Source organism: Novosphingobium capsulatum NBRC 12533 (genome assembly GCF_001598375.1).
GTDB lineage: Bacteria > Pseudomonadota > Alphaproteobacteria > Sphingomonadales > Sphingomonadaceae > Novosphingobium > Novosphingobium capsulatum.
In genome coordinates, this window is the sequence record NZ_BCYV01000003.1 from 1 (window position 1) to 26,046 (window position 26,046).

The 26,046-nt window shown below is 66.4% G+C and carries 22 protein-coding genes; 10 read left to right on the forward strand and 12 right to left on the reverse strand.

All coding sequences use genetic code 11. The features are described 5' to 3' along the window. Window positions 1-84: 84 nt before the first annotated feature. From SCA01S_RS00175 to SCA01S_RS00195, 5 genes are all read right to left on the reverse strand, one after another. A complete protein-coding gene (locus SCA01S_RS00175; protein WP_062781675.1) occupies window positions 85-1,272 on the reverse strand; it encodes a CCA tRNA nucleotidyltransferase in 1,188 nt (395 codons plus the stop codon). Beyond that, window positions 1,269-1,877: an NUDIX hydrolase gene (locus SCA01S_RS00180; protein WP_062781678.1), complete on the reverse strand. Its 609-nt coding sequence runs from the start codon at window positions 1,875-1,877 to the stop codon at window positions 1,269-1,271. The genes SCA01S_RS00175 and SCA01S_RS00180 overlap by 4 nt, the downstream gene beginning before the upstream one ends. Further along, window positions 1,874-2,461 (reverse strand): DUF1285 domain-containing protein, encoded by a 588-nt coding sequence (locus SCA01S_RS00185; protein WP_062781969.1) that lies wholly within the window; start codon window positions 2,459-2,461, stop codon window positions 1,874-1,876. The genes SCA01S_RS00180 and SCA01S_RS00185 overlap by 4 nt, the downstream gene beginning before the upstream one ends. A gap of 23 nt (window positions 2,462-2,484) precedes the next feature. Further along, entirely contained in the window at window positions 2,485-2,994 is a 510-nt protein-coding gene (locus tag SCA01S_RS00190; RefSeq protein WP_062781681.1) for a GNAT family N-acetyltransferase, read from the reverse strand. Between the two features lie 161 nt (window positions 2,995-3,155). After that, window positions 3,156-4,562, reverse strand: a complete 1,407-nt coding sequence (locus SCA01S_RS00195; RefSeq protein ID WP_062781684.1) for a helix-turn-helix domain-containing protein — start codon at window positions 4,560-4,562, stop codon at window positions 3,156-3,158. A gap of 147 nt (window positions 4,563-4,709) precedes the next feature. Here SCA01S_RS00195 and SCA01S_RS00200 point away from each other — a divergent pair, with 147 nt between their 5' ends. The 4 genes from SCA01S_RS00200 to SCA01S_RS00205 all read left to right on the forward strand — a co-directional run bounded on the left by SCA01S_RS00200 (window position 4,710) and on the right by SCA01S_RS00205 (window position 7,736). Beyond that, window positions 4,710-6,302: an isocitrate lyase gene (locus tag SCA01S_RS00200; RefSeq protein ID WP_062781687.1), complete on the forward strand. Its 1,593-nt coding sequence runs from the start codon at window positions 4,710-4,712 to the stop codon at window positions 6,300-6,302. 34 nt (window positions 6,303-6,336) lie between these two features. Further along, window positions 6,337-6,495 carry a hypothetical protein gene (locus tag SCA01S_RS22480; RefSeq protein WP_022678438.1) on the forward strand — a complete coding sequence of 53 codons (159 nt, stop codon included), beginning with the start codon at window positions 6,337-6,339 and terminating at the stop codon, window positions 6,493-6,495. 302 nt (window positions 6,496-6,797) lie between these two features. Beyond that, on the forward strand, window positions 6,798-6,956 hold the full coding sequence (locus tag SCA01S_RS22025; RefSeq protein ID WP_156306574.1) for a hypothetical protein: 159 nt from the start codon (window positions 6,798-6,800) through the stop codon (window positions 6,954-6,956). Between the two features lie 87 nt (window positions 6,957-7,043). Continuing rightward, entirely contained in the window at window positions 7,044-7,736 is a 693-nt protein-coding gene (locus SCA01S_RS00205) for a glutamine amidotransferase (protein WP_062781690.1), read from the forward strand. Between the two features lie 62 nt (window positions 7,737-7,798). Here SCA01S_RS00205 and SCA01S_RS00210 read toward each other — a convergent pair whose 3' ends face one another. From SCA01S_RS00210 to SCA01S_RS00220, 3 genes are all read right to left on the reverse strand, one after another. Beyond that, window positions 7,799-9,013, reverse strand: coding sequence for an argininosuccinate synthase (locus SCA01S_RS00210; protein WP_062781693.1), 1,215 nt, complete (start codon window positions 9,011-9,013; stop codon window positions 7,799-7,801). A 254-nt stretch (window positions 9,014-9,267) separates the two neighbouring features. Beyond that, window positions 9,268-10,050, reverse strand: a complete 783-nt coding sequence (locus SCA01S_RS00215) for a 3-hydroxybutyrate dehydrogenase (protein ID WP_062781696.1) — start codon at window positions 10,048-10,050, stop codon at window positions 9,268-9,270. Window positions 10,051-10,123: 73 nt separating this feature from the next. Next, entirely contained in the window at window positions 10,124-11,266 is a 1,143-nt protein-coding gene (locus SCA01S_RS00220) for a patatin-like phospholipase family protein (protein ID WP_062781699.1), read from the reverse strand. 210 nt (window positions 11,267-11,476) lie between these two features. Between SCA01S_RS00220 and smpB the strand changes: the two genes are divergently transcribed. The 6 genes from smpB (at window position 11,477) to alaS (ending at window position 20,353) form a co-directional block, all read left to right on the forward strand. Next, window positions 11,477-11,959, forward strand: a complete 483-nt coding sequence (smpB, locus tag SCA01S_RS00225) for an SsrA-binding protein SmpB (protein WP_062781702.1) — start codon at window positions 11,477-11,479, stop codon at window positions 11,957-11,959. Window positions 11,960-12,088: 129 nt separating this feature from the next. Then, window positions 12,089-12,634, forward strand: a complete 546-nt coding sequence (locus SCA01S_RS00230; RefSeq protein ID WP_062781705.1) for a DUF2062 domain-containing protein — start codon at window positions 12,089-12,091, stop codon at window positions 12,632-12,634. A 16-nt stretch (window positions 12,635-12,650) separates the two neighbouring features. Next, on the forward strand, window positions 12,651-15,149 hold the full coding sequence (locus SCA01S_RS00235) for a hybrid sensor histidine kinase/response regulator (RefSeq protein WP_245652389.1): 2,499 nt from the start codon (window positions 12,651-12,653) through the stop codon (window positions 15,147-15,149). A gap of 380 nt (window positions 15,150-15,529) precedes the next feature. Continuing rightward, complete coding sequence (recA, locus tag SCA01S_RS00240) at window positions 15,530-16,600, forward strand: recombinase RecA (RefSeq protein ID WP_022678432.1); 1,071 nt, start codon at window positions 15,530-15,532, stop codon at window positions 16,598-16,600. Between the two features lie 92 nt (window positions 16,601-16,692). After that, window positions 16,693-17,643 carry a class I SAM-dependent methyltransferase gene (locus SCA01S_RS00245; protein WP_245652390.1) on the forward strand — a complete coding sequence of 317 codons (951 nt, stop codon included), beginning with the start codon at window positions 16,693-16,695 and terminating at the stop codon, window positions 17,641-17,643. 64 nt (window positions 17,644-17,707) lie between these two features. Then, window positions 17,708-20,353, forward strand: a complete 2,646-nt coding sequence (gene alaS, locus SCA01S_RS00250) for an alanine--tRNA ligase (RefSeq protein ID WP_062781708.1) — start codon at window positions 17,708-17,710, stop codon at window positions 20,351-20,353. A 161-nt stretch (window positions 20,354-20,514) separates the two neighbouring features. On the opposite strand, the gene SCA01S_RS00255 is transcribed toward alaS, so the two are convergent. The 4 genes from SCA01S_RS00255 to SCA01S_RS00270 form a co-directional block, all read right to left on the reverse strand. After that, a complete protein-coding gene (locus tag SCA01S_RS00255; protein WP_062781711.1) occupies window positions 20,515-22,284 on the reverse strand; it encodes a cation:proton antiporter domain-containing protein in 1,770 nt (589 codons plus the stop codon). Between the two features lie 102 nt (window positions 22,285-22,386). Next, window positions 22,387-23,958 carry a DUF1963 domain-containing protein gene (locus SCA01S_RS00260; protein WP_062781714.1) on the reverse strand — a complete coding sequence of 524 codons (1,572 nt, stop codon included), beginning with the start codon at window positions 23,956-23,958 and terminating at the stop codon, window positions 22,387-22,389. A 155-nt stretch (window positions 23,959-24,113) separates the two neighbouring features. Further along, entirely contained in the window at window positions 24,114-25,337 is a 1,224-nt protein-coding gene (locus SCA01S_RS00265; protein WP_022675940.1) for an NADP-dependent isocitrate dehydrogenase, read from the reverse strand. A 136-nt stretch (window positions 25,338-25,473) separates the two neighbouring features. Continuing rightward, window positions 25,474-26,016: a class I SAM-dependent methyltransferase gene (locus tag SCA01S_RS00270; protein WP_062781717.1), complete on the reverse strand. Its 543-nt coding sequence runs from the start codon at window positions 26,014-26,016 to the stop codon at window positions 25,474-25,476. Window positions 26,017-26,046 lie beyond the last annotated feature (30 nt).

Consider the following 26,046-nt stretch of genomic DNA (forward strand, 5'->3'; position numbering starts at 1 on the left):
GGGGGTGGGGGGTGGTGGAAACCTTGCGCCAGGCCTCGCACCACCCCCCGACCCCCTCCTCTGAAGAGGAGGGGGAGAAAGTGGTCAGTTTTTGGCCAGTTCCGCGTCGAGCAGTTGCATCACGCGGGCTTCGTCGGGAAAGCCTTCGGCCACCCAGCGCGCCTCTACCGCGCGCAGGGTGCGGGCAACGTCTGGCCCGGCGCCGACGCCGCGTGCCACGATCTGCCCGCCCTTGAGTGGCAGGCGTGGCACGGTCCAGCCAGACAGGTCGGTAATATCGCGTCCGGCCAGCAGCAGGCGGTCGATCGCCTCGTCCCGGCCCAGTTCATAGGCCATGGCGCGGGGCGGGCGCAGTGCATCGAGCGGGCTGCGCGCGGCGGCGGCGACCAGGCGCTTGCGCTGCGCGATCGAGAGGCGCAGCCGCGCGGCGACCTGTTCCACCACCGGCGGATCGGCGGGCAGCAGCGCGGCCATACGGCGCAGGGCATCGGGGGCCTGGCCGGCGCGTGCCTCTGCGGCGATCAAGGCGGGCAGGGCGGCAGGGTCGGCCTCGGGCAAGACTTGCGCCAGCACCCCCAGTTGCGCCATGCGCGCCACGGTTGCAGCCGGATCGGGCAGTGCGAGCAGGCCGAGCAATTCGCTGGCCACGCGTTCGCGCGACAGGCCCTTCATCCCCGGCGCCAGCGCCGCGCAGGCCGCCTCGGCCGCAGGATCGGCCGGCAGCGAGCCGAACCGCGCCTGGAAGCGGAAATAGCGCAGGATGCGCAGGTAATCCTCGCGGATGCGCTGGTCGGCCGCGCCGATGAAGCGCAGCGTGCGGCTGGCCAGATCATCCAGCCCGCCGAAATAGTCGCTCACTTCCAGGGTGCGCGGATCGGCGTAGAGCGCGTTGATGGTGAAATCGCGCCGCGCGGCGTCTTCCTGCCATTCGCGGGAAAAGGCGACAGTGGCATGGCGCCCATCGGTCGACACGTCGCGCCGCAGCGTGGTGATCTCCACCGGGCCGCCGGGCAGCACGGCAGTAATCGTGCCATGGGCGAGGCCAGTGGGCACCTGGCGGATGCCGGCGGCTTTCAGCAGCGCCTGTGTTTCCTCAGGCAGGTGCGGGGTGGCCATGTCGATGTCTTTGACACCGAGGCCCAGCAGCGTGTCGCGCACGGCACCGCCGACATAGCGGCACAGGCCCGCGCCGTCGGGATCGAGCGCCGCAACCAGGCCGGCCAGGTCTTCGCGCGTGGTCCACGGGGCAGGGGGCAGGATGGTGGTGTTCATGCGTCGGGCCATTGCATGCGCTTGGCAAGGTTGGCGATGATCGCGGCGGTCACGCCCCAGATGCGGTGCCCTTGCCACAGGATTTCGATCGTGCGGCCGCGCCGGCCGTTCCATTCCGCCTCGATCCAGTCGTGGCCGCGTCGATCCAGCAGCAGCGACAGCGGCGGTTCGAACCAGCCGGCCACCTCGGCCGGGTTGGGTTGCAGCGGCAGGTCGGGCGGCACCACGGCAAGGACCGGGGTAATGTCATACCCCGTGCCGGTGCGATAGCGATCGGTCGGGCCGATCACGCGCACCATGGCCGGATCGATGCCCAGTTCCTCGTTCGCTTCGCGCAGGGCCGCCTCTACCGGGGTTTCGCCCGGTTCGATCTTGCCGCCGGGAAAGGCGGCCTGGCCGGGATGGGCGCGCATGTGGCTGGGGCGATGGATCAACAGCACGCCCGGGCCATCGGGATGATCGACACGGTCGGTTACGGCGATCAGCACGGCGGCCGGGCGCAGGCCCTCGGGCACCACGCGCCAATCGGCGATCAGATCGGGTGCCGGCCCATCATGCCCGGTGCGGTGCAGCGCGGACAGACGGTCGAACAGCGCCGCGTTCATGGCGCCGGAACCAGCGGAAAACGTGCGCCCCGGCTTTCCACCGCCAGGCCGTGCGGCTGGTCGGCGGCGGGCGAAACCTCCAGCGCGTGGGCGATCAGCTGGCCATAGGTGCTGCGGTTGAGGCGCGCCTCGATCCCGTGGCGCACCGCGAGGTAGAACGCCGGCAACTCTGCCGTGCCGGCCACGCGCAGGGGGTGATCGGGACCGCACAGCACCACGTCATCGGTGTTGAGGCGGAACGCCAGCACGGCCTCGCCGGTGGCTGGATCGTGGCGCACTTCCATGTCGATGGCGACCAGCGCAGCATCATCTACCGCGATGGCCAGCCGCTCGTGCGGGGTGACCAGCCAGTGCTGGCCGTCCTCGTCGCGCAGCAGCAGCGAGGCAAAGGCGCGGACCATCGCCGGGCGGGTGATCGGGCTGCCTTCATGCAGCCAGCTGCCATCGGCGGTGATGCGCATGTGGCTTTCCCCGCTGTGCGCGGGGTTCCACTGTTCCAGCGGGGGCAGGCGGCGGCTTTGCGCGAGCGCGGCGATCTCGCTGAGCGAAAGGCCGGCCAGTTCGGGGGGAGGTTCGTAAGGCACGGCATGAGCCCTGCCAGACTTGATCAGCCCCGCCAAGGCCCCAGCATGCCTTCGCCCGGAAGGACGGCAGGGTTGGCCGTGCGGCACAGCAGGCGATGCGGATCAAATGGCCCGGACAATTGCCAGCCAGCGGTGTGCGCGTTGCTGAAGCCGAAAAAGCGTTCGTAGTATTCCGGATCGCCGATCATCACCTGGGGCAGTGGCGCCCGTGGATCGATCGCGGTCAGGCTGGCCGTGACCAGCGCCTTGCCATAGCCGCGCCCTTGCTGGCCGGGCATGACGGCCACCGGGCCAACCATGATCATCGGCACGCGGCGCCCCTCGGGCGTAGTCAGCGCCACGGGCCAGCACTGGATCGTGCCGGCCAGCATGTCTTCATCGTCCAGCGCGGCAAACGACAGGCCGGGCAGGCAATCGATCCCTTCGCGCAGGCGATAGGCAGTGCGCTGGCGCCGCTCCGGCTCGAACGCGGCATCGAGCAGCTCTTCAACCAGTTGCGGATCGACATCGGCCAGGGGAATGATCGTGGACAAGAACGGGCGCCTTGGGAATCGTGAAACGTGCCGGGCCGATAGCGGCCGGGGGGCGGGGGGTCAAACGATTGGGGATAATGGATGCCGCGCGTGTCGGGTCAGCATTCCACCACCCCCAACCCCCTCCTCTGAAGAGGATGGGGCTATCGTTCGTTTGCTGCTCAGCTTTCGCTGAAAACGAAGGGCACGGCCGCGCGGCGATAATCGTCGGGCAGGATTTCGCGACCCAACGGCGGCTGGGCGCGGGCCGGGCATTCCGCGCGCTGGCACAAGCGGCAAGTTACGCCCACCGGTGTTGTAACGGCGGTTTGCGGATCGACGCCGCGCGCCGCCGCCAGGCGCGGGGCGGCCTGGGCCGGGCAGACCAGCGCCATGGCGCGGCGCACTGGCGGCAGGCCGGGGCCGGCGGGCGTATCGATCGTGCGCGCCATCGAAAAGAAGCGGTCGCCATGGGGCATTTCCAGCCATTGGGTCAGCACCTCGCCAGGACGGGCAAAGGCTTGGTGCAGGCTCCACAGCGGGCAGCCGCCGCCCTGCGCGGCAAAGGAAAAGCCCGCGCCATCGATGCGCCGCACCACGTTGCCGGCGCTGTCCAGTTCCACCAGGAAGAACGGCACGCCTTCCTGGCCCGGCTTGGTCAGCGTGGCCAGGCGCAACGCGGCCTGCTGCCATTCCACGCCAAACAGATCGGCCAGGCCCTGCACGTCATAGCCCTGCGCCTGGGCAGCGCGGGCAAAGCGGTCATAGGGCATGAGCACGGCCGCTGCGCCCAGTTCGGCCAAGGCGCGGCGGACCAGTTGCGCCGCCGTTGCGCTGGCGAAGCTTTCCCCGCGCACGATCGCGGCAATATCGGGGCGTAGGCTGGTATAGGCGATGTGCAGCGCGATCTGCCAGGCGCGGCGCTGGGGGCCCAGGCATTCGTCGAGCAGCAGCTGTTCGTTGTGCCGGTCATAGCGCGCCAGGGCACCCATCATCACGCTGGCCGGCATGGCACGCACGCGCAGGCCATTGCGGCGCAGCCATTCGGCGCCGCCGCCGGCCGTCTCGATCTCTGCGCTCAGTGCTTCTGCCCGGGTTTCGATGCCGGCAAACCAGTGGCCGCGCGCGGCCAGGAAGCGCCGCGCCTCACCCACCGGATCGGCAGCTGGGGCAGCGCCAGCTGCCTCGCGTCCTTCGGCCAGGGCCTGGCCGGCGCGGGCATAGGCGCCGTGCAGGCGCAGCATCGCCTCGGTCATGCCGGGAAAGCTGGTGGCCAGGTCTGCCACTTCCAGCGCGGGCAGGTCGATCTCGGCAAACAGCGGATCGCGCAGCGCCTCGGCCAGGCGGCGGGCGTGATCGTCGCGGTCTTGCGCGGCAAGGTCGGGCATGTCGAGCCGATAGGTCGCGGCCAGGCGAAGCAGCAGGTCGGCGGTCAGCGGGCGCTGGTTGCGCTCGATCAGCGCGATGTAGCTGGGCGAAACGCCCATGTCCTCGGCCATGGCCTGTTGCGTCAGCCCCAGTTCGCGGCGCAGGCGCTTGATCCGGGGGCCAAGGTAAAGCGGGCGGGAAGGAGCTGCAGGGCGGGCCATGCCCGCATTATTGTCATGCCTGTACAACTTTACAAGCAAAACATGTAAAGTTTGACAACATGACCCCGCAGCGCATTCCGCAGTGCATCATGCCGACCTATTCCGGGTGCAACGAAACACCATCGTATAGCGGAAGGGGCACATGCCATGACGTACCAGCAATCGATCATCGAGGCAGATCGCACGATCACGCCGAACACCCACTGGGATGGCATTGCCGCCGAAAGCGTGGCGCGCATGCGCCTGCAGAACCGCTTCCGCACCGGGCTCGACATCGCGCGCTATACTGCCGCGATCATGCGCCGCGACATGGCCGCCTATGATGCCGATCCGGCGAACTACACCCAGTCGCTGGGCTGCTGGCACGGCTTCATCGGCCAGCAGAAGATGATTTCCATCAAGAAGCATTTCGGCACCACCAAGGGCCGTTACCTCTACCTGTCGGGCTGGATGGTTGCGGCGCTGCGCAGCGAGTTCGGCCCGCTGCCCGACCAGTCGATGCACGAAAAGACCAGCGTTGCCGCGCTGATCGAGGAACTCTACACCTTCCTGCGCCAAGCCGATGCGCGCGAATTGAACCAGCTGTTCCGCGATCTGGATGCCGCACGCAATGCCGGTGACCAGGTCAAGGCCGCCAAGATCCAGCACGATATCGACACCTACGAAACGCACATCGTGCCGATCGTTGCCGATATCGACGCCGGGTTCGGCAATGCCGAGGCAACCTATCTGCTGGCCAAGAAGTTCATCGAGGCGGGCGCCTGCTGCATCCAGATCGAAAACCAGGTTTCCGATGAAAAGCAGTGCGGCCACCAGGACGGCAAGGTGACCGTGCCGCATGAAGACTTCATCGCGAAGATCCGTGCGGTGCGCTATGCCTTTCTCGAACTGGGCGTGGACGATGGCGTGATCGTCGCCCGTACCGACTCGCTCGGTGCTGGCCTGACCAAGCAGATCGCCTTCACCCGCGAAGCCGGCGATATCGGTGACCAGTACAACGCCTTCCTCGATTGCGAGCCTGTCGATGCGGCCAAGATCGGCCATGGCGACGTGCTGATCACCCGCGATGGCCAGTTGATGAAGCCCAAGCGCCTGCCCTCGAACCTCTATCAGTTCCGCCCCGGAACCGGCGAGGATCGCTGCGTGCTGGATTGCATCACCAGCCTGCAGAACGGCGCAGACCTGCTGTGGATCGAAACCGAAAAGCCGCACATCGGCCAGATCGGAGGGATGGTCTCGCGCATCCGCGAGGTGATCCCCAATGCCAAGCTGGTCTATAACAACTCGCCCAGCTTCAACTGGACGCTCAATTTCCGCCAGCAGGTGTTCGATGCCTGGGCCGCGGAAGGCAAGGACGTGAGCGGCTTTGACCGGGCGCGGCTGATGAGCGTGGACTATGACGAAACCGAACTGGCGGCAGAGGCCGACGAGCGCATCCGCACATTCCAGCGCGATGCCGCCCGCGAAGCCGGCATCTTCCACCACCTGATCACGCTGCCGACCTATCACACGGCCGCGCTCAGCACCGACAACCTGGCCAAGGAATACTTCGGCGAGGCGGGCATGCTGGGCTACGTCAAGGGCGTGCAGCGCCAAGAAATCCGCCAGGGCATTGCCTGCGTCAAGCACCAAGCCATGGCGGGGTCGGACATCGGCGACGATCACAAGGAATACTTTGCCCGCGATGCCGCGCTCAAGGCCGGCGGCGCACACAACACCATGAACCAGTTCGCGGCTTGAGCCGAGCCGCGAATATAATCCAAGGAGAAGGACAATGGCTGAACCTGCCCGTGCCCGTGCAGTCCTCTCGACTGAGGACTTCAAGCTGATCCGCGAGGCTGTGCTGCACTACCTCAAGGCTATCGAGGACAAGCCCGAATCGGTGAAGTTCTCGCATCTCTATCATCGCCTCGGCAGCGCCATGGGCCGTTGAGCCCGCGCTGACACGAGGAAGACCACGACTTCGCTTTTCCTGGGGAGGAAAGGCTGGCCCGTCGGGCGCCACAGCGGCGCACGGCGGGCCTTCTTCTTGGGCGCTCAAGGAAATCTTTGGCGGCCTTCAGGTTTTCTCGAATGACCTTTATCAACTTAAACGGTAGAGAAATTGCATCGGCCTTGTCCGGTCGCGGCTTTTGATCCTGCCAGCTTGCTCCGCGTCACCAACAGCTAAAGCGCACGAAAGCGAGGCCATGTGGCCAGGTTCGTGTTCGGCCCTGTGAAAAGGAGAATGCGACGATGTCCCGTTTGAACGCCCGCCCGATTTCCCGCCGTCCGGCCCCCCTCCGCGCCAATGCACCGCTGCCCCACCCTTCGTGGGGCACTCTGGGGCTGGCGCGGCCGGATGGCGAGCGGCCCAGCACGGCGGAAGAATTCTTTCGCCGGCTGGGCCTTTGAATGCTGCCTTCTGTTCAGCCACGCGGCTGTAGAAAACCGCATGGGCCTGCTTGCCGGCCTGCAACCGATTGATCACGATAAGGCTCCATGAAGTCCGCGCTCATCATTCGCCACGTGCCCTACGAAGGGGTGGCCGGCTATCGCCAGTCGATCGAGGATGCCGGTTACCAAGTGGATCGCATCGACGTGTGCGATCCCGCGTTCCCGTCGCTCGACCTGCGCGAGCCTGATCTGCTGATCATGATGGGCGGGCCGATGGGCATCTATGACCAGATCGAGCATCCCTGGATCCGCTGCCAGATGCGCCGCTTGGCGCTGCGCCTGGCCGCGGACCTGCCGACGCTGGGCGTGTGCTTTGGCGCGCAGATGATTGCGGCGGCGCTGGGCGCCGATGTCTATCGCGGCCATGCGCGTGAGGTGGGATTTCATCCCGTGCAGGTGCATGTGGCCGACAGCCCGCTGCGCCATGTTGCCGGCGTGCCGGTGCTGCACTGGCATGGTGATACGTTCACCCTGCCGCCGCATGCCGAGCTTCTGGCTTCAAGCCATGTCTATCCGCATCAGGCGTTTCGTCGGGGGCGCAATCTGCTGGCGCTGCAATTTCATGCCGAGATGGGCGAGGATCCGCGCTTTGACGCCTGGCTGGCGCAATCGCCCGATGATGTCGCCGCCGCCGGCCATACTCAGGCCACGTTGCGGCACGCCCATGATGCCCACGGCCCCGGCGCGGTGCAGGCCGGACGGGCGATGATCGGAGAATGGCTGGCTGGCCTGGCCTGATCGGCTAGGCCGCGTGGCAGGCGCGGGGCACGATGGCCCCGGCGCCTGCCTGGGTTCTGGCTTTAGCGGCCCTGCTGCGCGAGCAGGCGCAGGCGCAGCGCGTTGAGCTTGATGAAGCCGGCCGCATCCTTCTGGTCATAGGCGCCAGCATCGTCTTCGAACGTCACGTGGCGTTCGGAATAGAGGCTGTCGGGCGACTGGCGGCCGACGACCGAGGCCATGCCCTTGTAGAGCTTGAGCCGCACGGTGCCGTTGACCTTGGCCTGGCTGTGGTCGATCGCGGCCTGGAGCATCTCGCGCTCGGGCGAGAACCAGAAGCCGTTGTAGATCAGCTCGGCATACTTGGGCATCAACTCGTCCTTGAGGTGTGCCGCGCCGCGATCGAGCGTGATCGATTCGATGCCGCGATGCGCCACCGCATAGATCGTGCCGCCCGGGGTTTCATACATGCCGCGGCTCTTCATGCCGACGAAGCGGTTTTCCACCAGATCGAGGCGGCCGATGCCGTGCTTGCGGCCCAGGTCGTTGAGCGCGGTCAGCAGGCTGGCGGGGCTCATCGCCTTGCCGTTCAAGGCAATGCCATCGCCCTTGGTGAAATCGATGGTGATGTATTCCGGCACGTCGGGCGCGTCTTCCGGGTTGACCGTGCGCGAATAGACATAGTCGGGCACTTCCTGCCACGGATCTTCCAGCACCTTGCCCTCGGACGAGGTGTGCAGCAGGTTGGCATCGGTCGAGAACGGGCTTTCGCCGCGCTTGTCCTTGGGCACTGGAATCTGGTGCTTTTCAGCCCAGGCGATCAGCGCGGTGCGGCTGGCCAGATCCCACTCGCGCCAGGGAGCGATGACCTTGATGCCCGGCTCCAGCGCATAGGCCGAAAGCTCGAACCGCACCTGGTCGTTGCCCTTGCCGGTGGCGCCATGGGCCACGGCATCTGCCCCGGTTTCGCGGGCGATCTCGATCAGGCGCTTGGAAATCAGCGGCCGCGCGATCGAGGTGCCGAGCAGGTAATCGCCTTCATAGCGGGCATTGGCGCGCATCATCGGGAAGACGAAATCGCGCACGAATTCCTCGCGCAGGTCGTCGATATAGATGTGCTCGGGCTTCACGCCCATCAGTTCGGCCTTGGCGCGGGCCGGTTCGAGTTCCTCGCCCTGGCCGAGATCGGCGGTGAAGGTCACGACCTCGCAGCCGTATTCCACCTGCAGCCACTTGAGGATGACGGAGGTATCGAGCCCGCCCGAATAGGCCAGGACGACACGCTTGATCTCGGACATGGGCGGGGCACTCCTCAAACTGAAAGACGCGACAACCAAAAAGACGGGGCGCGCCTAACAGGGAGGGGGGCAGATCGCAAGGCAAACGGGGCGGCGGGTCATGCGCGATTGCCTAGGGTGCGTGGGATTTGGAACAGGGGGGAGCGAGAATGGGTGCTTTCGAGAACCGGCCCGCAGCGTGCTTTTGGCACGTGAGGACCGGAAGCACAGAAAGCGGCCGTTCGCAGCCCGCCCTGTTCCAAATACCGCGTGCCCTAGTTCATGAACCAGCCGTGGCTGGCTACCAGCGACTGGCCGGTGAGCGCGTTGGTCGGGAAAGCGGCAAAGAACAGCGCCACTTCGGCGATATCGTCCACCGTGGTAAATTCGCCGTCCACCGTCTGGCCGAGCATGACGTTCTTGATCACCTCGTCCTCGCTGATGCCCAGCTCCTTGGCCTGCTCTGGAATCTGCTTGTCCACCAAAGGCGTGCGCACGAATCCGGGGCAGATCAGGTTGCTGCGCACGCCCTTCTTGCCGCCTTCCTTGGCGATGGTGCGCGCCAGGCCCTCGAGGCCGTGCTTGGCCGTGACATAGGCGCTCTTGAGCGGCGAGGCTTCCTTGGAATGGACCGAGCCCATGAACAGGATTGCGCCGCTGCCCTTGGCATACATGTGCGGCAACACGGCCTTGCTCGTCAGGAAGGCGCCATCGAGATGGATCGCCAGCATCTTTTTCCAGTCGGCAAAGGCGAAGTTTTCCACCGGGTTGACGATCTGGATACCCGCGTTCGACACCAGAATGTCCACGCCACCCCACGCGTCCACCACCTTGGCCACGCCGGCGTTGACTTGGTCTTCGCTGGTCACGTCCATTTCCACGGCCATGGCGGCGCCGGGGTGATCGGCATTGATGCCATCGGCCGCAGCCTGCGCCGCGTCGAGCTTGAGATCGGCAATCGCCACGCGGCCACCGGCAGCGGCATAGCGCTTGGCAATGGCCAGGCCGATCCCGCTGGCAGCACCGGTGACGATGGCGATCTTGTTGTCGAGATTCATGGTTTCACTCTCCAGGGTGTTTGGCCATGGGCCGTGGTCGGTCCCCAAGCAGGAAGCGTAAAAATCGGGTGGATCAGGCCAGATCGAGCGTGACGATGCCGCGCTGTGGCCGCTTGCGGTTTTTCCAGCGCGGGCTGGCAAACGAGCGCTCGACATCGCGCCGGCCGTTTTCCCAGTGGCCGATCGCGGTCATGCGCGAAAACTCATAGTCCTTGTTCTGCGTTTCATAATCCTCGCTGCGGTTGATCAGGTGCAGGATCGTCACCGGCCCGTCCTGGGCATGGGCGGTCAACGTGGCGAGGTCGGCATCGTCGGCAAATTCGGGCGGCAGCCGTTCAGCGAGGCGCGCGGCGGCTGCCTCAAGGGCTTCGATCCGCTTCTGCATGTCGGTGTTGAGCCGGGTGCGGCTGGAAAAGCGGATGTCCTTCTCGCGCTGCGCTGTCTCGGCCAGGCTGCGCGGCATCATGCCGTGGGCGGAAAACAGATCGACCTGAAATACCAGCACGGGATCGCGCGCCGCCTGGGCGCGGGCCGGATCGTGGCGGTCAGCCTCGCGCGCGCGCTCGTCCAGCACGAATTGCAACGGGGTGTTGGAAACCAGTCCGCCATCCCAATAGGGATCGCCATCGATCATCACCGGCGGAAAGCCGGGGGGCAGCGCGCCGCTGGCCATGATGTGCTCGGGCTCGATCAGGCGGTCGCGGTTGTCGAAATAGGCGAAGTTGCCGTTGAGCACGTTGACCGCGCCCACGCTGAAACGCACCTTGCCACTGTTGATCAGATCGAAATCCACCAGTTCCAGCAGCGTCTTGCGCAAGGGGCTGGTATCATAAAGGCTGATCGATTCCGGCGATCCGGGCAGGGCCAGCCACGATGGGGTGGTGCGTGGGGTGAAAAAGCCGGGAATGCCGGTCAGCGCCACGGATGCTGCGGCCCATTCGTTGAACAGGCGGCGTCCCCAGCCATCGGCGAACGGCGATTTGAACGGAATGCGCGAGCTGGCCTGTTCCCAGAACGCGCGCAGGTTGCGCACCCGGCGTTCGGGCGGATTGCCGGCAATCAGCGCGGCGTTGACCGCGCCGATCGAAATGCCGGCCACCCAATCGGGGCTATAGCCATTGCTGGCCAACGCCTCGAACACGCCGGCTTGGTAGGCGCCCAGCGCCCCGCCGCCCTGAAGCACCAGAACACATCTTTCACGCGTGGCATCAGCCATTATTGTTCCCGTCCTGCACCCGGCGATCCCGCGTCTGGCGGCAGATCATCCCGGTTGTGCATTGCACTATGAAGCGAGTGTGTGGCGGCAACGTGAAACTGGCAAGGCCGGTTCCGCAGCGCCCGTGCCGATTGTTGCTGCGGCACTTGCAAATTCCGCACGTTCTGCCGCTTTCCTTGCGGGCAAAGGCACCCTACATGGGCAGTCATCATGGCAAGACCCACACCCCTCGCTTTCGACAAGAAGAAGATCGTCGCCGAAAACCGCCGCGCGCGGTTCGAGTATTTCGTCGAAGACGTGTACGAGGCGGGGATCGCGCTCACCGGCACCGAAGTGAAATCGCTCCGTTTTGGCGAGGGATCGATCGCCGAATCCTATGCCGAGGTGAAGAACGGCGAGGTGTGGCTGGTCAATTCCAACGTGCCCGAATTCAGCCACGGCAACCGCTTCAACCACGAGCCCAAGCGCCCGCGCAAGCTGCTGCTCAAGGAACGAGAGATCGCCAAGTTCCACGGCGCGGTGGAGCGCAAGGGCATGACGCTGGTCCCCCTGTCGATCTATTTCAACGGACGCGGCCGGGCCAAGGTGGAACTCGCCCTGGCCAAGGGCAAGAACGCGGCCGACAAGCGCGCCACGATCAAGGACCGCGACTGGCAGCGCGACAAGGCGCGCATCATGCGCGAACACGGCTGATGGTGCCGGGCCAGATGCACGTTCGGCTTCATCGCTTGGCAAGCTGAACGGGTGCATGGTGGCACTTGCGGCCGGCGGGCCGTGGTTTCACCGACTTTGCGCCACCAACCCTTGGGAATCGCCGTTTCAATGCGCCAGAAGATTGCCACGATGGTCCGCTCTTCCATGCCCACGCGCGAGCAGATGGAGCGCAACCGCCTGACCGGGCGACTGGCGGCGCGGGCGGAGCTGTGGCGCTTTACCCGGCGCTCGGTGCCGCGCGGCGTGGCGATCGGGCTGCTCGTCGGCATCTTTGCGATGATCCCCGGGGTGCAGATCGCCGGCGCTGCGGCGATGTGCCTGCCATTCCGGGGCAACGTTCCGATCGCGGCGGGGATGACGTTCCTGTCCAATCCGGCGACAACGCCACTGTTCATCGCTGCCTCGCTGGCGCTAGGCAACTGGTTCGGCTTTCACGCCGATGTCGCCACGTTCATGGCCCTGTTCGAACGCGGCGCCAGTGTGTCGGAATGGAGCGGCTGGCTGCTGTCGGATGCGGCCCCGGCGTTGATTTTCGGGTTGTTCGTGATCTCGGTGGTGGCCGCCGCGCTGGGCTATGTCATCGCTGCATTTGCCTGGCGCTGGTGGACGGTGCACAAGCGGCGCACGCGCCTGGCGATGCGGGTGGAGCAATAAAGGGGGCGGGCGGCCCATGCTGCCTGTCATGGTGAAGGGAGCAAGCGTGCCGGCCGCAGCGGGCGATATCGACGGGGGCAACAATCTGTCCGGGGCGCCGCACGCCGCTGGCAAGGGCCCGGCATGGCGGCGCGATGCGGCCTGGGTGGCTGCCGCCGCACTGGCCGGGGCTGCGCTGCTGTGGCTGCTGGCGGGCGATGCCGTGCTGGCCGCAGCCTACCTGGTGGGCATTGCCGTGCTGGTCTTGATGGCGCGCCTGCTGCTGCGCTTCGTTCCGGCACGCGGAGAGACTGCACCGGCCGCGCCCGACTGGTCGGTGACCTTTGCCGCGATCGAGCGGCCCGATGAAGCACTGGCGATTTTGGACCGGGCCGGCCGCCTTGCCTGCGCCAACAGCCGCTTTGCGGAGTGGTTTGGCCATGTCGCGCCGCCGCGCCTGCCGCTCGATGGGCCGGCTGTCGAAGCGCTCGATGGCGCGGTGCGCGCGGCCTGGCGCGATGGCCGTGCCCAGCTTGGTGAAATCACCTCGGCCAAGGGGCGCTGGCGGGTGGAACTCTTGCGCGCCGGGCGTGGGCAGGATCACCTGGTGTGTCGGTTCATTCCCCTGGAACAGGCAGACCTGGTTGCCGACATGGCCGGGCATGTTGCCGGAAAGCTCGGCCGTGCTCTGGCCCGCGAAGGCATCCAGGCGGCCGTGGTCATGCCCGATGGCCTGGTGCGCGCCGCCAACCGCGCCTTTGCCACCCGCGCTGGCGGGGAAGGCGCGCAGGTGGGCGGCAGCGATTTCGTCTCATGGTTCCGGGCCGATGATGCCGAACGCATCTTCTATGCCCGCGAAGGCGCGCGCGGCACGCCGGTGCGCTTTGTCCACGTGCCGATCGCCGATCCCGATGGCGTGGCGAGCACCGATCCGGCGCGGGTGCCTTCGCTGTTCCTGATCATCGACAACGATGGCGCGCTGGGTGATGCCCGCGCCGGGCTGCCGCAGATCGAGGCGCTGCTCTCGCGCCTGCCGCTCGGCCTGGCGATGACCGATCGCGATGGCCGCTTCCTCTTTGCCAATCGCGCGTTCCTGCGCGCGGCCGGCCACGATGATACCGTGCCGCCGCCCTATCCCTCCGACCTGGTGATCCGCGAGGACAAGGGCGCGCTGGCCGATGCCGTGCGCCGCTATACCCAGGGCGCGCCCACGGCGGGCGACGTGGCAGTGCGCCTGCGCGCCTCGCCCGAAGAGCCGGTTTCGCTCAGCCTTGCCGGCGTGCGCGGCATGGGTGAGGGCGCGGTGCTGCTCAGCCTCAAGGATTCGACCGAGGAAGCCCGCCTCAAGCGCGAGATTGCCCAGGCCACCAAGATGCAGGCGGTGGGCCAGCTCGCCGGCGGCGTGGCGCACGATTTCAACAATGTGCTTACCGCGATCATCGGCTATTGCGATCTGATCCTGATGCGCCACACGCCGGGCGACAGCGATTACGACGATATCCAGCAGATCAAGGCCAATTCCAACCGCGCGGCCTCGCTCACCCGGCAATTGCTGGCCTTTTCGCGCCAGCAGACGCTGCGCCCCGAGGTGCTGCAACTGCCCGATGTCGTGGCCGAGGTTTCCACCCTGCTCAAGCGCCTCTTGGGTGAGAAGATCCAGCTCAACGTGACGCACGATCGCGATCTGGGCCTGGTGCGCGCCGATCCGGTGCAGCTGGAGCAGGTACTGCTCAACCTTGCCGTCAATGCCCGCGATGCGATGACCGCCAACGGTGCCGATACCAAGACCGGCGGCACCCTGCGCATCGCCACGCGGCGGGTGAGCGCCAATGACGTGCGGGCGATGAAAAGCGAAATCCTGCCGGTGGCAGACTATACCGCGCTGGTGGTGGAAGACACCGGGCACGGCATCAAGCCCTCGCAGATCGGCAAGATCTTCGAACCGTTCTTCACCACCAAGGAAAAGGGCAAGGGCACCGGCCTTGGCCTTTCCACTGTCTATGGCATCGTCAAGCAATCGGGCGGCTTCATCTTTGCCGATAGCGAGGTGGGCAAGGGCACGCGCTTTACCATCTATCTGCCCGTCCACGTGCCCGATCCGGCCGAGGTGGCAGAGGCGGCCAAGCCCAAGGGCGAGACGCGCCGCACGCAATGGACCGGTGGTGGGCGCGTGCTCTTGGTAGAGGACGAGGACACCGTGCGCGCCGTGGCCGAACGGGCGCTGGTCCGCCAGGGCTATGAGGTGACCACGGCGGCCGACGGCGAGGACGGCCTGGAGGCGCTGTCGCGCATCATGGCGGTTGGCGGGGATATCGACCTGGTGGTGTCCGACGTAGTCATGCCCTCGATGGATGGGCCGGCCATGGCGCGCGAGATCCGCCGGGTTAAGCCCGATCTGCCGGTGCTGTTCATGTCAGGCTATGCCGAAGAGCAACTTCGCCGCGAGATCGACATCCCCAACATGCATTTCCTGGCCAAGCCGTTTTCGGTGGCGCAGATCGTGGCGGCGGTGGAACAGGTGCTGCGCGGGGAGTGAGGGCCCCTCCACCACCCGCTGCGCGGGCGTTTCCCCTCCCCACGATGTGGGGAGGGCCTTCAAGATCCCCCCCACATCGTGGGGAGGTGGCAGGCCGCAGGCCTGACGGAGGGGCGGGCCGAACAAGCCAGCTGAGTCGCCAATTCCGCCACGATGGCAGCATTTTCCCACACCGAAGAAATGCCATGCCGAGCGTGGCTTGCGGTGCCGGCGAGCTTGAAAAAGTCCCTGAAATCCCCATGTTTCCAGTGCGCAGCGGGAATTGTCTCCGCTCTGGAGAGAATTTTTCGTTCCCCTCTTGTTCCATTGGAACAGAATAAGTACATTGTTCTGCGTGTTGACGGTTCGTGTCAGCCATCTCTAGGCAAGGGGAAGCAGCCATGGCGGCGCAGCTCAAGCTCATTCAGGAAGGCAAAGAAAAGGACATGGATCGTCAGAAGGCGCTAGACGCCGCACTGGCCCAGATCGACCGCGCATTCGGCAAGGGCTCGGTGATGAAGCTGGGTTCCAAGGAGACGATGCAGGTGGAAGCGATTTCCACCGGCTCGCTCGGGCTGGACATCGCGCTGGGCATTGGCGGCCTGCCACGCGGCCGCATTATCGAAATCTATGGCCCGGAAAGCTCGGGCAAGACCACCCTGGCGCTGCACGCCATTGCCGAGGCCCAGAAGACCGGCGGCACGGCCGCCTTCGTTGACGCCGAACACGCGCTCGATCCGGTCTATGCCAAGAAGCTGGGCGTCAACATCGATGAACTGATCGTCTCGCAGCCCGACACGGGCGAGCAGGCGCTGGAAATCGTCGATACGCTGGTCCGCTCCAACGCGATCGACATCCTCGTGGTGGACTCGGTCGCCGCGCTGGTGCCCCGCGCCGAAATCGAAGGCGAAATGGGCGACAGCCACGTCGGCCTGCAAGCCCGCCTGATGAGCCAGGCACTGCGCAAGCTGACTGGTTCGATCAGCCGTTCGCGCTGCATGGTGATCTTCATCAACCAGGTGCGCATGAAGATCGGCGTGATGTACGGCAACCCGGAAACCACCACCGGCGGTAACGCGCTCAAGTTCTATGCTTCGTGCCGTCTCGATATCCGCCGCACCGGCCAGATCAAGGATCGCGACGAAATCACCGGCAACACCACTCGGGTGAAGGTCGTCAAGAACAAGGTCGCCCCGCCGTTCAAGCAGGTCGAATTCGACATCATGTATGGCGAAGGCATCTCCAAGATCGGGGAAATCCTCGATCTGGGCGTCAAGGCCGGCCTGGTTGAAAAGTCGGGCGCATGGTTCAGCTATGACTCGGTGCGCATCGGCCAGGGTCGTGAAAACGCCAAGAACTTCCTGCGCGAAAACACCGAACTGCGCGATCGCCTGGAAGCGGCGATCCGTGGCCGGACCGAGCAGGTGGCCGAAGGCCTGATGGCCGGCCCTGACGCCGATGACGATATCTGATCAGGCGTTGATCTGATCCGCAGGGCGCGATGGCGGCAGGCTGCCGCGCCACGCCCTGCCGTTCCTTGCTCCCGGCGCGTCGTTCCAGGTGAATGGCGCGCCGCTGGCGTTTTGGCCAGGCAAAGTCTTTCATCCCGGCGACAACGCCAGGATCAGGGCGTGACGCAAGCGCCGCTGTCGCCAAGCTCGCGGCGATCGTTTATACCGGCAGCATGACACAGGCGATGGATTGGCAGGGCGGCGTCGGCCGCGCCTGGGCAGAAGAATGGCAGCGCACCGATCGCACCTTTGCGCAGCTGACCCCGGCCTTGCTGGCAACGATCGCTGCCATGCCCGGCCATCGGGTGCTCGACATCGGTTGCGGTGCGGGCGAACTGGCCTTGTCGCTGGCCGCTGCCAGACCCAAGGGCGCGGTATGCGGGATCGACCTGTCGGCTGATCTCATCGCTGCCGCGCAGCAGCGTGGGGCCGGCCGCGCCAATGCGCGCTTTGCCATCGCCGATGCCAGCCGGTGGCAGGATCCTGCTTTCACGCCCGATCTGCTGGTATCGCGCCACGGGGTGATGTTCTTTGCCGATCCGCCCGCCGCCTTTGCCCATCTGGCGACCGTGGCGGCGCCGGGGGCGCGGCTGGTGTTCTCGTGCTTTCGCGCTCCGGCCGAAAATGCCTGGGCCTCCGCCATGGCGGGCTTGGCACCACCGCCCGCGCAGCCTGCTGATCCGCATGCTCCCAACCCCTTTTCTCCAGGCCCGTTTGCCTTTGCCGATCCCGATCATGTGCGGGCCATGCTGGCGGGCTGGACAGACCTGGTCTTTACGCCCCACGATTTCGACTATCTGGCAGGCGAGGGGCCCGACGCCGCCGAGCAGGCCCTGGCCCTGTTCCGCCGCATCGGGCCGGCCGCCTCGGCCTTGCGCCAGGCAGCGGAGGCTGACCGCGCCGGGATCGAGCAGCGGCTGCGCGAGGTGATCGCCGCGCACACCCGCGATGGAAAGGTGTCCTTCGTCGCAGCCGCCTGGATCGTTACCGCCACGAAAGCGTAATGCGATCACGGTTAGCGATGAATCCCGCTTGTTCCTTGGCCACGCCTCGCCTAATCGGCGGGGCATGACTTCGACGAACGAAATCCGCCGGTCCTTCCTGGAATACTTCGGCTCGCAAGGCCACGAAGTGGTGCCATCCGCGCCGCTCGTTCCTTACAACGACCCGACGCTGATGTTCACCAATGCGGGCATGGTCCCGTTCAAGAACGTCTTCACGGGTCTGGAAACGCGCAGCATTCCGCGCGCCACGTCTTCGCAGAAGTGCGTGCGCGCCGGGGGCAAGCACAACGACCTGGATAACGTGGGCTATACCGCGCGGCACCACACGTTCTTCGAAATGCTGGGCAATTTCTCGTTCGGCGATTACTTCAAGGAACAGGCGATCACCAACGCCTGGACCCTGCTGACCAAGGTTTGGGGCATTCCTGCCGAAAAGCTGCTGGTTACCGTCTATCACACCGATGAAGACGCCGCCGCGCTGTGGCGCAAGATTGCCGGACTGCCCGACGACAAGATCATCCGCATCGCCACCAAGGACAACTTCTGGGCGATGGGCGATGATGGCCCATGCGGCCCGTGCTCGGAAATCTTCTACGATCATGGCGCGCATATCGCCGGTGGCCCTCCGGGCAGCCCGGACGAGGACGGCGATCGTTTCATCGAAATCTGGAACCTCGTGTTCATGCAGTTCGAGCAGGCCGCCGGCGAGATCGTCGGCGAGCTGCCCAAGCCCTCGATCGATACCGGCATGGGGCTGGAACGCATTGCCGCCGTGCTCCAGGGCGAGCACGACAACTATGACACCGACACGTTCCGCGCGCTGATCGCCGCCTCGGAAAGCCTGACCGGCGTGAAGGCTACCGGCGAACATACCGCCAGCCACCGCGTGATCGCCGATCACCTGCGCTCGTCCAGCTTCCTGCTGGCCGATGGCGTGCTGCCGTCGAACGAAGGACGCGGCTATGTGCTGCGCCGGATCATGCGCCGCGCCATGCGCCACGCCCATCTCCTGGGCGCCAAGGATCCGCTGATGCACCGCCTGGTGGGTTCGCTGGTGACCGAAATGGGCCAGGCCTATCCCGAACTGGGCCGTGCCCAGCCGCTGATCGAGGAAGTGCTGCAGCGCGAGGAAACCCGTTTCCGCCAGACGCTGTCGAACGGCCTGCGCCTGCTCGATGAAGCCTCGGCTGGGCTGGGCGAAGGCGACAAGCTGCCTGGCGAAACCGCGTTCCGCCTCTATGACACGTTCGGCTTCCCCTATGACCTCACCGAAGACGCGCTGCGCGCCCGTGGCGTGAGCGTCGATCGCGAAGGCTTTGACGCGGCCATGGCCCAGCAGAAGGCCGCCGCGCGCGCTGCGTGGAAGGGTTCGGGCGAGGCGGCATCGAGCGAAGTGTGGTTCGACATCGCCGAGCGCGAAGGCGCGACCGAGTTCACCGGCTACACCGCCACGAGCGGTGAGGGCGTTGTCGTGGCCCTGGTCAAGGACGGCGTTGAAGTTACCGAAGCCCAGGCCGGCGACACGGTGACCGTGCTGACCAACCAGACGCCGTTCTATGGCGAAAGCGGCGGCCAGATGGGCGATGCCGGCACGATCGCCGGCGCCGATGGCCTCAAGCTGACGGTGACCGATACGGCCAAGCCGCTTGGCCGCCTGCACGCCCACCAGGCCGTGGTCGATGCCGGCACGATCCACGTCGGCGATGCCGTGCAACTGGCGGTCGACGTGGTGCGCCGCGATGCTACGCGCGCCAACCATTCGGCCACGCACCTGCTGCACCAGGCGCTGCGCAACCGTTTGGGCGCGCATGTCACGCAAAAGGGCTCGCTGGTGGCGCCCGACCGCCTGCGGTTCGACTTTTCGCATCCCACGGCGCTGAGCGCGGACGATATCGCCGCGATTGAAACCGAGGTGAACGCCGAAATCCGCGCCAACGAAACGGTCAGCACCCGTCTGATGACGCCCGACGACGCCATCGCTGCCGGTGCCATGGCGCTGTTCGGCGAAAAGTACGGCGACGAAGTGCGCGTGCTGTCGATGGGCCGCACCATGGACAAGGTCTATTCGGTGGAACTGTGCGGCGGCACGCATGTGCGCGCGCTGGGCGATATCGGCGTGTTCCGCATCGTGGGCGAAAGCGCGGTGTCTTCGGGCGTGCGCCGGATCGAGGCGCTGACCGGCGAAGGCGCGCGGCAGTGGCTGATTGGCCGCGAAGACGCGCTCAAGCACACTGCCAGCCTGCTGCGCACCACGCCTGATGACGTGGAAGCGCGCGTGGCCGCGCTGATCGAGGAACGGCGCAAGCTGGAGCGCGAACTGGCCGAAGCCAAGAAGGCGCTGGCCCTGGGTGGTGGCGGCGCCAAGGCCGAGGCAGCCGACGAAAGCGTGGGCGGCGTGACGTTCTCGGGCCAGGTGCTCGACGGGCTCGATCCCAAGGAGCTGCGCGGGTTGCTCGACCAGGCCAAGCAGCGCATCGGTTCGGGCGTGGCGGTGATCGTCGCGGTCAACGATGGCCGCGCCTCGATCGCGGCGGCGGTAACCGAGGATCTGGCTGGCAAGGTCAGCGCCGTCGATCTGGTCCGCGCCGGCGTGGAAGCGCTGGGCGGCAAGGGCGGCGGCGGCCGTCCCGACATGGCCCAGGGCGGCGGCCCCGATGGCAGCAAGGCGGCCGATGCGCTGGCTGCGGCCAAGGCCGTGCTCGCCGGGTAATTTTCTCATGCTGGAGGGGTTGGTTGTTCGCCAGCCCCTCCGTCAGCCCTTTGGGCTGCCACCTCCCCACCTTGTGGGGAGGACCGTACCAGATCCTCCCCACACCGTGGGGAGGGGGACCACCGCGCAGCGGTGGTGGAGGGGCCCTTACCTTCCTTCCGTCACCGCTCGCGCAAACGGCTGGCCTTGAGGCGCGGCGGGGCGGCGAGTTCGCCCTCGGCCATGATCTGCTGGCGAAACTGATCGCGCTTTTCGTGGATCGAGGCGATCACCGGGCCCATTGGCACGCCCAGGTCGACCAGCACAGCTTCTGACAGTTGCAGCGAGCTTTCCAGCGTTTCAGGCACGGCGTGGCTGGCCCCGGCACGATAGAGCTGCGCGGCGTGGCCGGGATCGCGTGCGCGCACGATGATCGGCACCTCTGGCGCCAGGGTGCGCAGCTTGCGCACGATGCGCAGGGCCAGCACCGGTTCGTCCATGGTCACGATCACCGCGCTGGCGTCAGCCAGATTGAGCCGGTCGATCACCGCGGCACTGTCGATATTGCCGAACAGCACCGGCAGCCCGGCGGCGCGCGCGGCGCGGACCACGGCCGGTTCGGCATCGAGCGCGAGATAGGGGCGGCCATGTTCGGCAAGCATCTCCCCAATCAGGCGGCCCACGCGGCCAAAGCCCAGGATAACGGTGCGACGGCCTTCGGGTTCTTCCACAGCGACCTCGTCCGCTCGGGCGCGATTGCGCACGCGGCCGGCGCCCAGCTGGCCCACTTTGGCCAGCAGCGGCGTGATGGTGAGGCCAATGGCGGTAACGATCTGCCAGAACTGCGCGGTGGCCGGCTGGATCAACTGGGCCTGGGCCGCCGTGCCCAAAACGATCAGCGTGGTTTCCGATGGGCTGGACATGAGAATGCCGGTCTCGATCGCGGTCGATCGTTCCTTGCCCCAGAACAACAGCAGCAGACCGGTCACCACGGCCTTGGCCACGACCACGCCCAGCACGCCCAGCGCCAGCGGGCCGAAATTGGCGGCCAGCACGCGCAGGTCGATCCCCATGCCCACGGTGATCAGGAACACGCCCAGCGCCAGGCCCTTGAACGGCTTGGTGATTGCCTCGACCTCGCCATGGTATTCAGTCTCGGCGATCAGCAGGCCAGCGAGCAATGCGCCCATGATCGGCGAAAGGCCGGCCGCGCCGGTGGCGAGAGCTGCCACGATCACCACCAGCAGGCTGGCGGCCAGGAACAGTTCGGGGCTCTTGGTCTTGGCCGCCTGGGCAAACAGCGGCGGCAGGCCAAACCGCCCGAATACCAGCAGCGCCACGATCACAGCGCCACCCTTCCACAAGGTTTCGACCAGGCTGGGCGCGTTGGCCGCTGCCACCGGGGCCATGGCGCCGAGCAGGAAGATGATCGGCACCAGCGCGATATCTTCGAACAGCAACATCGACAGCGCGGCCCGGCCAACCGGCCCCTGCGTGCCCGAGATCGGCAGCACCAGAGCGGTGGAGGAAAGCGCCAGCGCCAGGCCCAGGCCGAGTGCCCCAGCGACCGGCTGGCCCAGCAGCATGAGGCCCAGGCCCACGAGCAGCGCCGAGCCGATCAGTTCCATCGCGCCCAGCCCGAACACGAGCCGCCGCATCGACCACAGGCGATTGAACGACAGTTCCAGGCCAATCTCGAACAGCAGCAGGATAATGCCGAACTCGGCAAACGGCTCTATCGCGTGGGGATTGGATATCGTGATGTAGTGCAGCCAGGGCATCTGCTGCGCCAGCGAGCCCAGGCCATAGGGGCCGACCAGCAGGCCAACCAGGATAAAGCCAATGATCGGCGTGATGCGAAAGCGCGCAAAGGCGGGAATGACGATACCCGCCGCCCCTAGGATCACCAGGGCATCGGAAAGTGCGGACGTGGGAAGAAGCTGGCCTGCCATGCCGCGCAGGCTAGGGGGTGGAGTCCGGCTTGGCCACCCCTGGCGACGGTAAGTTTGTGTGGCTGACCAGCAAAAGCGCCACCGTTCCGGGTGGGAACCGGCTCAGACGGCGGGCGCGGTCACCTCGACCGTAGCAAACTGTCGCGCGGCAAGGTCTTCGGGCGTGATCCAGAACTGCAGGACGTGGTCACCCAGGTGGTGGCCCAGCGCTTCGTCGGCCGAGAGTTCCAGCAGCAGCAACTGGCGGCGGATGCGGTCGGATTGATCGGCCTCGGTTTCGCAGGGCGCGGCGAGCAGGCGATCAGGTACGCGGGCGTGCACGCGCGCGGCGGTGCGCACCGCCAGCGCATGGCGATAGGCCAGCCGCGCCACGAGTTCATCGGGAAACGCCGCCGCGCTGCCGGGCAGGGCGTGCAGCGTGGTTTCCACCGCGGCCACGCAGCCACGCGGCGCCACCAGGCGGGCGAGGGGGGCATAGCTGGAAAACCATTGCCAGAACGCGTCGCGCACCGGCGCGGTGACGTCGGCAAAGGCCGCCTTGTTGCGCGCCAGAGCATGCCATTCGCCACATTCGCTTTCGATCTGGGCGAGCAGCGTGCGCCGATCCTCGTCCGCCAGATCGGGCCAGAGCGCGCGGGCGGCAGCCACGCTGGTCCGCCCGGCTTCGCGCAGCAGCATCGCCACCAGCGTCTGGATCGACAGCCAATCGTGCGGGAAACCGGGCCAGGGCCGATCCATCAGGCCATCGTCGCGCAGGCTGAAATCGTTGGGCGAGAGGGCAAAAACCGCCACCGGGCTGCCCTGCGCGGCAAGCAGGGCATCGGCGGTAGCCGCGCTTTCGGGCCAGGTCAGCGGCGGCGCGGCCGGATCGTGTGCCGCCGTGGTCAGTTCGATCACAGCGGGCGCGAACGGCCAGCGCGGCAGTACCTGTGGCGCGTCGGCCGCATCGATGGCCCATGGCCAGGCCTGAGCGGCCGCATCGGCATAGGCCGGCGGCAGATCAGCGGGGGGCTCTGCCTCGGTCCATTCGGCCGCGCCGGCATCATCGATCCAGATCACGCGGCCTTCGGTTGTGGCGGCGCCGCCGGGCGCGGCAGAGAGATCGGCAAAGAACAGCAGCGCGCCGCTGCCGGGCAATACGCCCAGGCGTGCGCGGGGTGGCACTTGCGCACAATCCACCTGCAACAGGAAATGCAGCGGCAGGTCGGTGTGGGCAGCGCGCGGCCACTCCAGAGGCCCCGGGGTGAACGGCACGCCGCCATAGAAGCTGTGCGCCCCGGTGGGCGCGGGCGGGAAGGATTGGCGAAACACCACGGCCTGGGCCAAGGCGCCGGCGATGGCGGCGGGCAACCCACGCGACTGGCGCGGGGCGGGTGGTTCGGCCACGAATGGCGCGGTCGGTTGCGAGTCGGCACTGGCTGCCTGGGCAGCGGTGACGAACGCGGGCAGGCTGGGGCCATCGTCTGGCATATCGGCCTGATCGGCGGCGGTGCCGGCGCCGGGGCCAAAGTTGCGGCGGCGCTGCGGTGGGGGCGGTGCTTCTTCGACAAGTTCGGCCTCTTGCGCGGCCAGGGCGGCGGCGCGGCGGCGGCGCACGATCAGCAGCACCACAAGCGTGGCGAGCACGGCCACCACGGCCAGCGCGATCCCCACCACGGGTGCCAATTGCGTCATGCTACTCACTTTGCCCAAGGCCCCCTTGCCCACGGCTGCTTGCGCCTGTTGTGCCCCGCAAGACCGCGTTTATTCCTGTTAGGACGTTCCCACCCCAAAAGAAAAGGCCCCGGCAGACGCCGGAGCCTTTCTTTTTCATGCGAAATGGCGCGGGTTCAGGCCCAGGCAGCCATTTCCTTTTCCAGGTTTTCCACGATCGCTTCGAAGAACTTTTCCGTGGTCATCCAGGGCTGGTCGGGGCCGATGAGGATCGCGAGGTCCTTGGTCATCTTGCCGCTTTCCACGGTTTCGATGCACACGCGCTCCAGCGTTTCGGCAAAACGCACCACATCGGGGGTTTCGTCGAACTTGCCACGATACATCAGGCCGCGCGTCCACGCGAAGATCGAGGCGATCGGGTTGGTGCTGGTCGCCTTGCCCTGCTGGTGCTGGCGATAGTGGCGCGTCACGGTGCCGTGGGCCGCTTCGGCTTCCACGGTCTTGCCGTCGGGCGTCATCAGCACCGAGGTCATCAGGCCGAGCGAGCCGAAGCCCTGCGCGACGGTGTCGGACTGCACGTCACCGTCATAGTTCTTGCAGGCCCACACGAACTTGCCCGACCACTTGAGCGCGGAAGCGACCATGTCGTCGATCAGGCGGTGCTGGTATTCGATGCCGGCGGCAGCGAACTTTTCCTTGAAGCCTTCGCTGTCGAACACTTCCTGGAACAGGTCCTTGAAGCGGCCGTCATAGGCCTTGAGGATGGTGTTCTTGGTCGACAGATAGACCGGCCAGCCCAGGTTCAAACCATAGTTGAAGCTGGCGCGGGCAAAGTCGCGGATCGAATCGTCAAGGTTGTACATCGCCATGGCGACGCCGGCCGACGGGAAATCGAACACTTCGAGATCGATCGATTCGCCGTTCACGCCGTCGAACACCAGGCGCAGCTTGCCCGGGCCGGGGATCAGGGTGTCGGTCGCCTTGTACTGGTCACCAAAGGCGTGACGGCCAACCACGATCGGGTCGGTCCAGCCCGGCACGAGGCGGGGCACGTTCTGGATCACGATGGGCTCGCGGAACACCACGCCGCCCAGGATGTTGCGGATCGTGCCGTTGGGCGACTTCCACATCTTCTTGAGGCCGAATTCTTCGACGCGGGCTTCGTCCGGGGTGATCGTGGCGCACTTCACGCCCACGCCGTACTGCTTGATGGCGTTGGCCGAATCGATCGTGATCTGATCGCCGGTTTCGTCACGCTTTTCGACCGAAAGATCGAAATACTTGAGGTCCAGGTCGAGGTAGGGAAGGATCAGGCGTTCGCGGATCCATTCCCAGATGATGCGGGTCATCTCGTCGCCGTCGATCTCGACGATCGGGTTCTTCACCTTGATCTTCGCCATAGCCGTCCTGTTGCCTTGCCTGGGGAGTTGAACTTACCGCCCCCTTAGCAGGTGCGGAACGCGGCGCAAGCGCGGCTCCGGCGATTCTTGAACCGAGCTTATGTTTTGCGCCGCAGTGCGGCAACGTGGCTGCCATTCAAGGGCAGCTGCGCAGATCGTACATCGCCTCGCCCACGCGCACGCGGTGGCGGCGCGCGATGTGCCAGCCGGCATCTTCCAGCAGGCGGGCAAAGCGCGCCGGCCCATGGCGATGCAGCCAGATCACCTCCTTGCGGCGCAGGCGCATGGCCCACAGCACATCCTGCACCGACGCGTGGTTGTAGGACAGAACGACGCGGTCGAACTGGCGCAACTGGGCAAACAGGCGCGGTAGATCGGTGACGTATTCGACCACGCCCAGCATGGCGGCGGCGCGTTCGGCAAAACGGGGCAGCGGATCGGCGTTGAGATCGGTCAGGACCGTGCCGGGCCCGCGATCGACAATGTCCACCGGTACATAGCGAGTGCCGGCCGGCAGATGGTCGCGCAGCGGCATCAGCCCGCAACCGATATCCACCACGCCGGCCTCGTCCGCCAGCCACGCCGCGGCCTGCCGGGTGCGGCGGTCCCACCGATCCTGCAGTGCGGACCAGTACAGACGCCGGCACGCCAGGGTCGCATCGGTGGAAACATCATTCATGCAGGGCACGTGGCCTGTGCGGCACTCCGC

Coding starts and splice junctions, on each gene's coding strand:
- SCA01S_RS00175 (WP_062781675.1), bottom strand. CDS start 1,272: ATGAACACCACCATCCTGCCCCCTGCCCCGTGGACCACGCGCGAAGAC.
- SCA01S_RS00180 (WP_062781678.1), bottom strand. CDS start 1,877: ATGAACGCGGCGCTGTTCGACCGTCTGTCCGCGCTGCACCGCACCGGG.
- SCA01S_RS00195 (WP_062781684.1), bottom strand. CDS start 4,562: ATGGCCCGCCCTGCAGCTCCTTCCCGCCCGCTTTACCTTGGCCCCCGG.
- SCA01S_RS00200 (WP_062781687.1), top strand. CDS start 4,710: ATGACGTACCAGCAATCGATCATCGAGGCAGATCGCACGATCACGCCG.
- SCA01S_RS22480 (WP_022678438.1), top strand. CDS start 6,337: ATGGCTGAACCTGCCCGTGCCCGTGCAGTCCTCTCGACTGAGGACTTC.
- SCA01S_RS22025 (WP_156306574.1), top strand. CDS start 6,798: ATGTCCCGTTTGAACGCCCGCCCGATTTCCCGCCGTCCGGCCCCCCTC.
- SCA01S_RS00205 (WP_062781690.1), top strand. CDS start 7,044: ATGAAGTCCGCGCTCATCATTCGCCACGTGCCCTACGAAGGGGTGGCC.
- SCA01S_RS00210 (WP_062781693.1), bottom strand. CDS start 9,013: ATGTCCGAGATCAAGCGTGTCGTCCTGGCCTATTCGGGCGGGCTCGAT.
- SCA01S_RS00215 (WP_062781696.1), bottom strand. CDS start 10,050: ATGAATCTCGACAACAAGATCGCCATCGTCACCGGTGCTGCCAGCGGG.
- SCA01S_RS00220 (WP_062781699.1), bottom strand. CDS start 11,266: ATGGCTGATGCCACGCGTGAAAGATGTGTTCTGGTGCTTCAGGGCGGC.
- smpB (WP_062781702.1), top strand. CDS start 11,477: ATGGCAAGACCCACACCCCTCGCTTTCGACAAGAAGAAGATCGTCGCC.
- SCA01S_RS00230 (WP_062781705.1), top strand. CDS start 12,089: ATGCGCCAGAAGATTGCCACGATGGTCCGCTCTTCCATGCCCACGCGC.
- SCA01S_RS00235 (WP_245652389.1), top strand. CDS start 12,651: ATGCTGCCTGTCATGGTGAAGGGAGCAAGCGTGCCGGCCGCAGCGGGC.
- recA (WP_022678432.1), top strand. CDS start 15,530: ATGGCGGCGCAGCTCAAGCTCATTCAGGAAGGCAAAGAAAAGGACATG.
- SCA01S_RS00245 (WP_245652390.1), top strand. CDS start 16,693: ATGGCGCGCCGCTGGCGTTTTGGCCAGGCAAAGTCTTTCATCCCGGCG.
- alaS (WP_062781708.1), top strand. CDS start 17,708: ATGACTTCGACGAACGAAATCCGCCGGTCCTTCCTGGAATACTTCGGC.
- SCA01S_RS00255 (WP_062781711.1), bottom strand. CDS start 22,284: ATGGCAGGCCAGCTTCTTCCCACGTCCGCACTTTCCGATGCCCTGGTG.
- SCA01S_RS00260 (WP_062781714.1), bottom strand. CDS start 23,958: ATGACGCAATTGGCACCCGTGGTGGGGATCGCGCTGGCCGTGGTGGCC.
- SCA01S_RS00265 (WP_022675940.1), bottom strand. CDS start 25,337: ATGGCGAAGATCAAGGTGAAGAACCCGATCGTCGAGATCGACGGCGAC.
- SCA01S_RS00270 (WP_062781717.1), bottom strand. CDS start 26,016: ATGAATGATGTTTCCACCGATGCGACCCTGGCGTGCCGGCGTCTGTAC.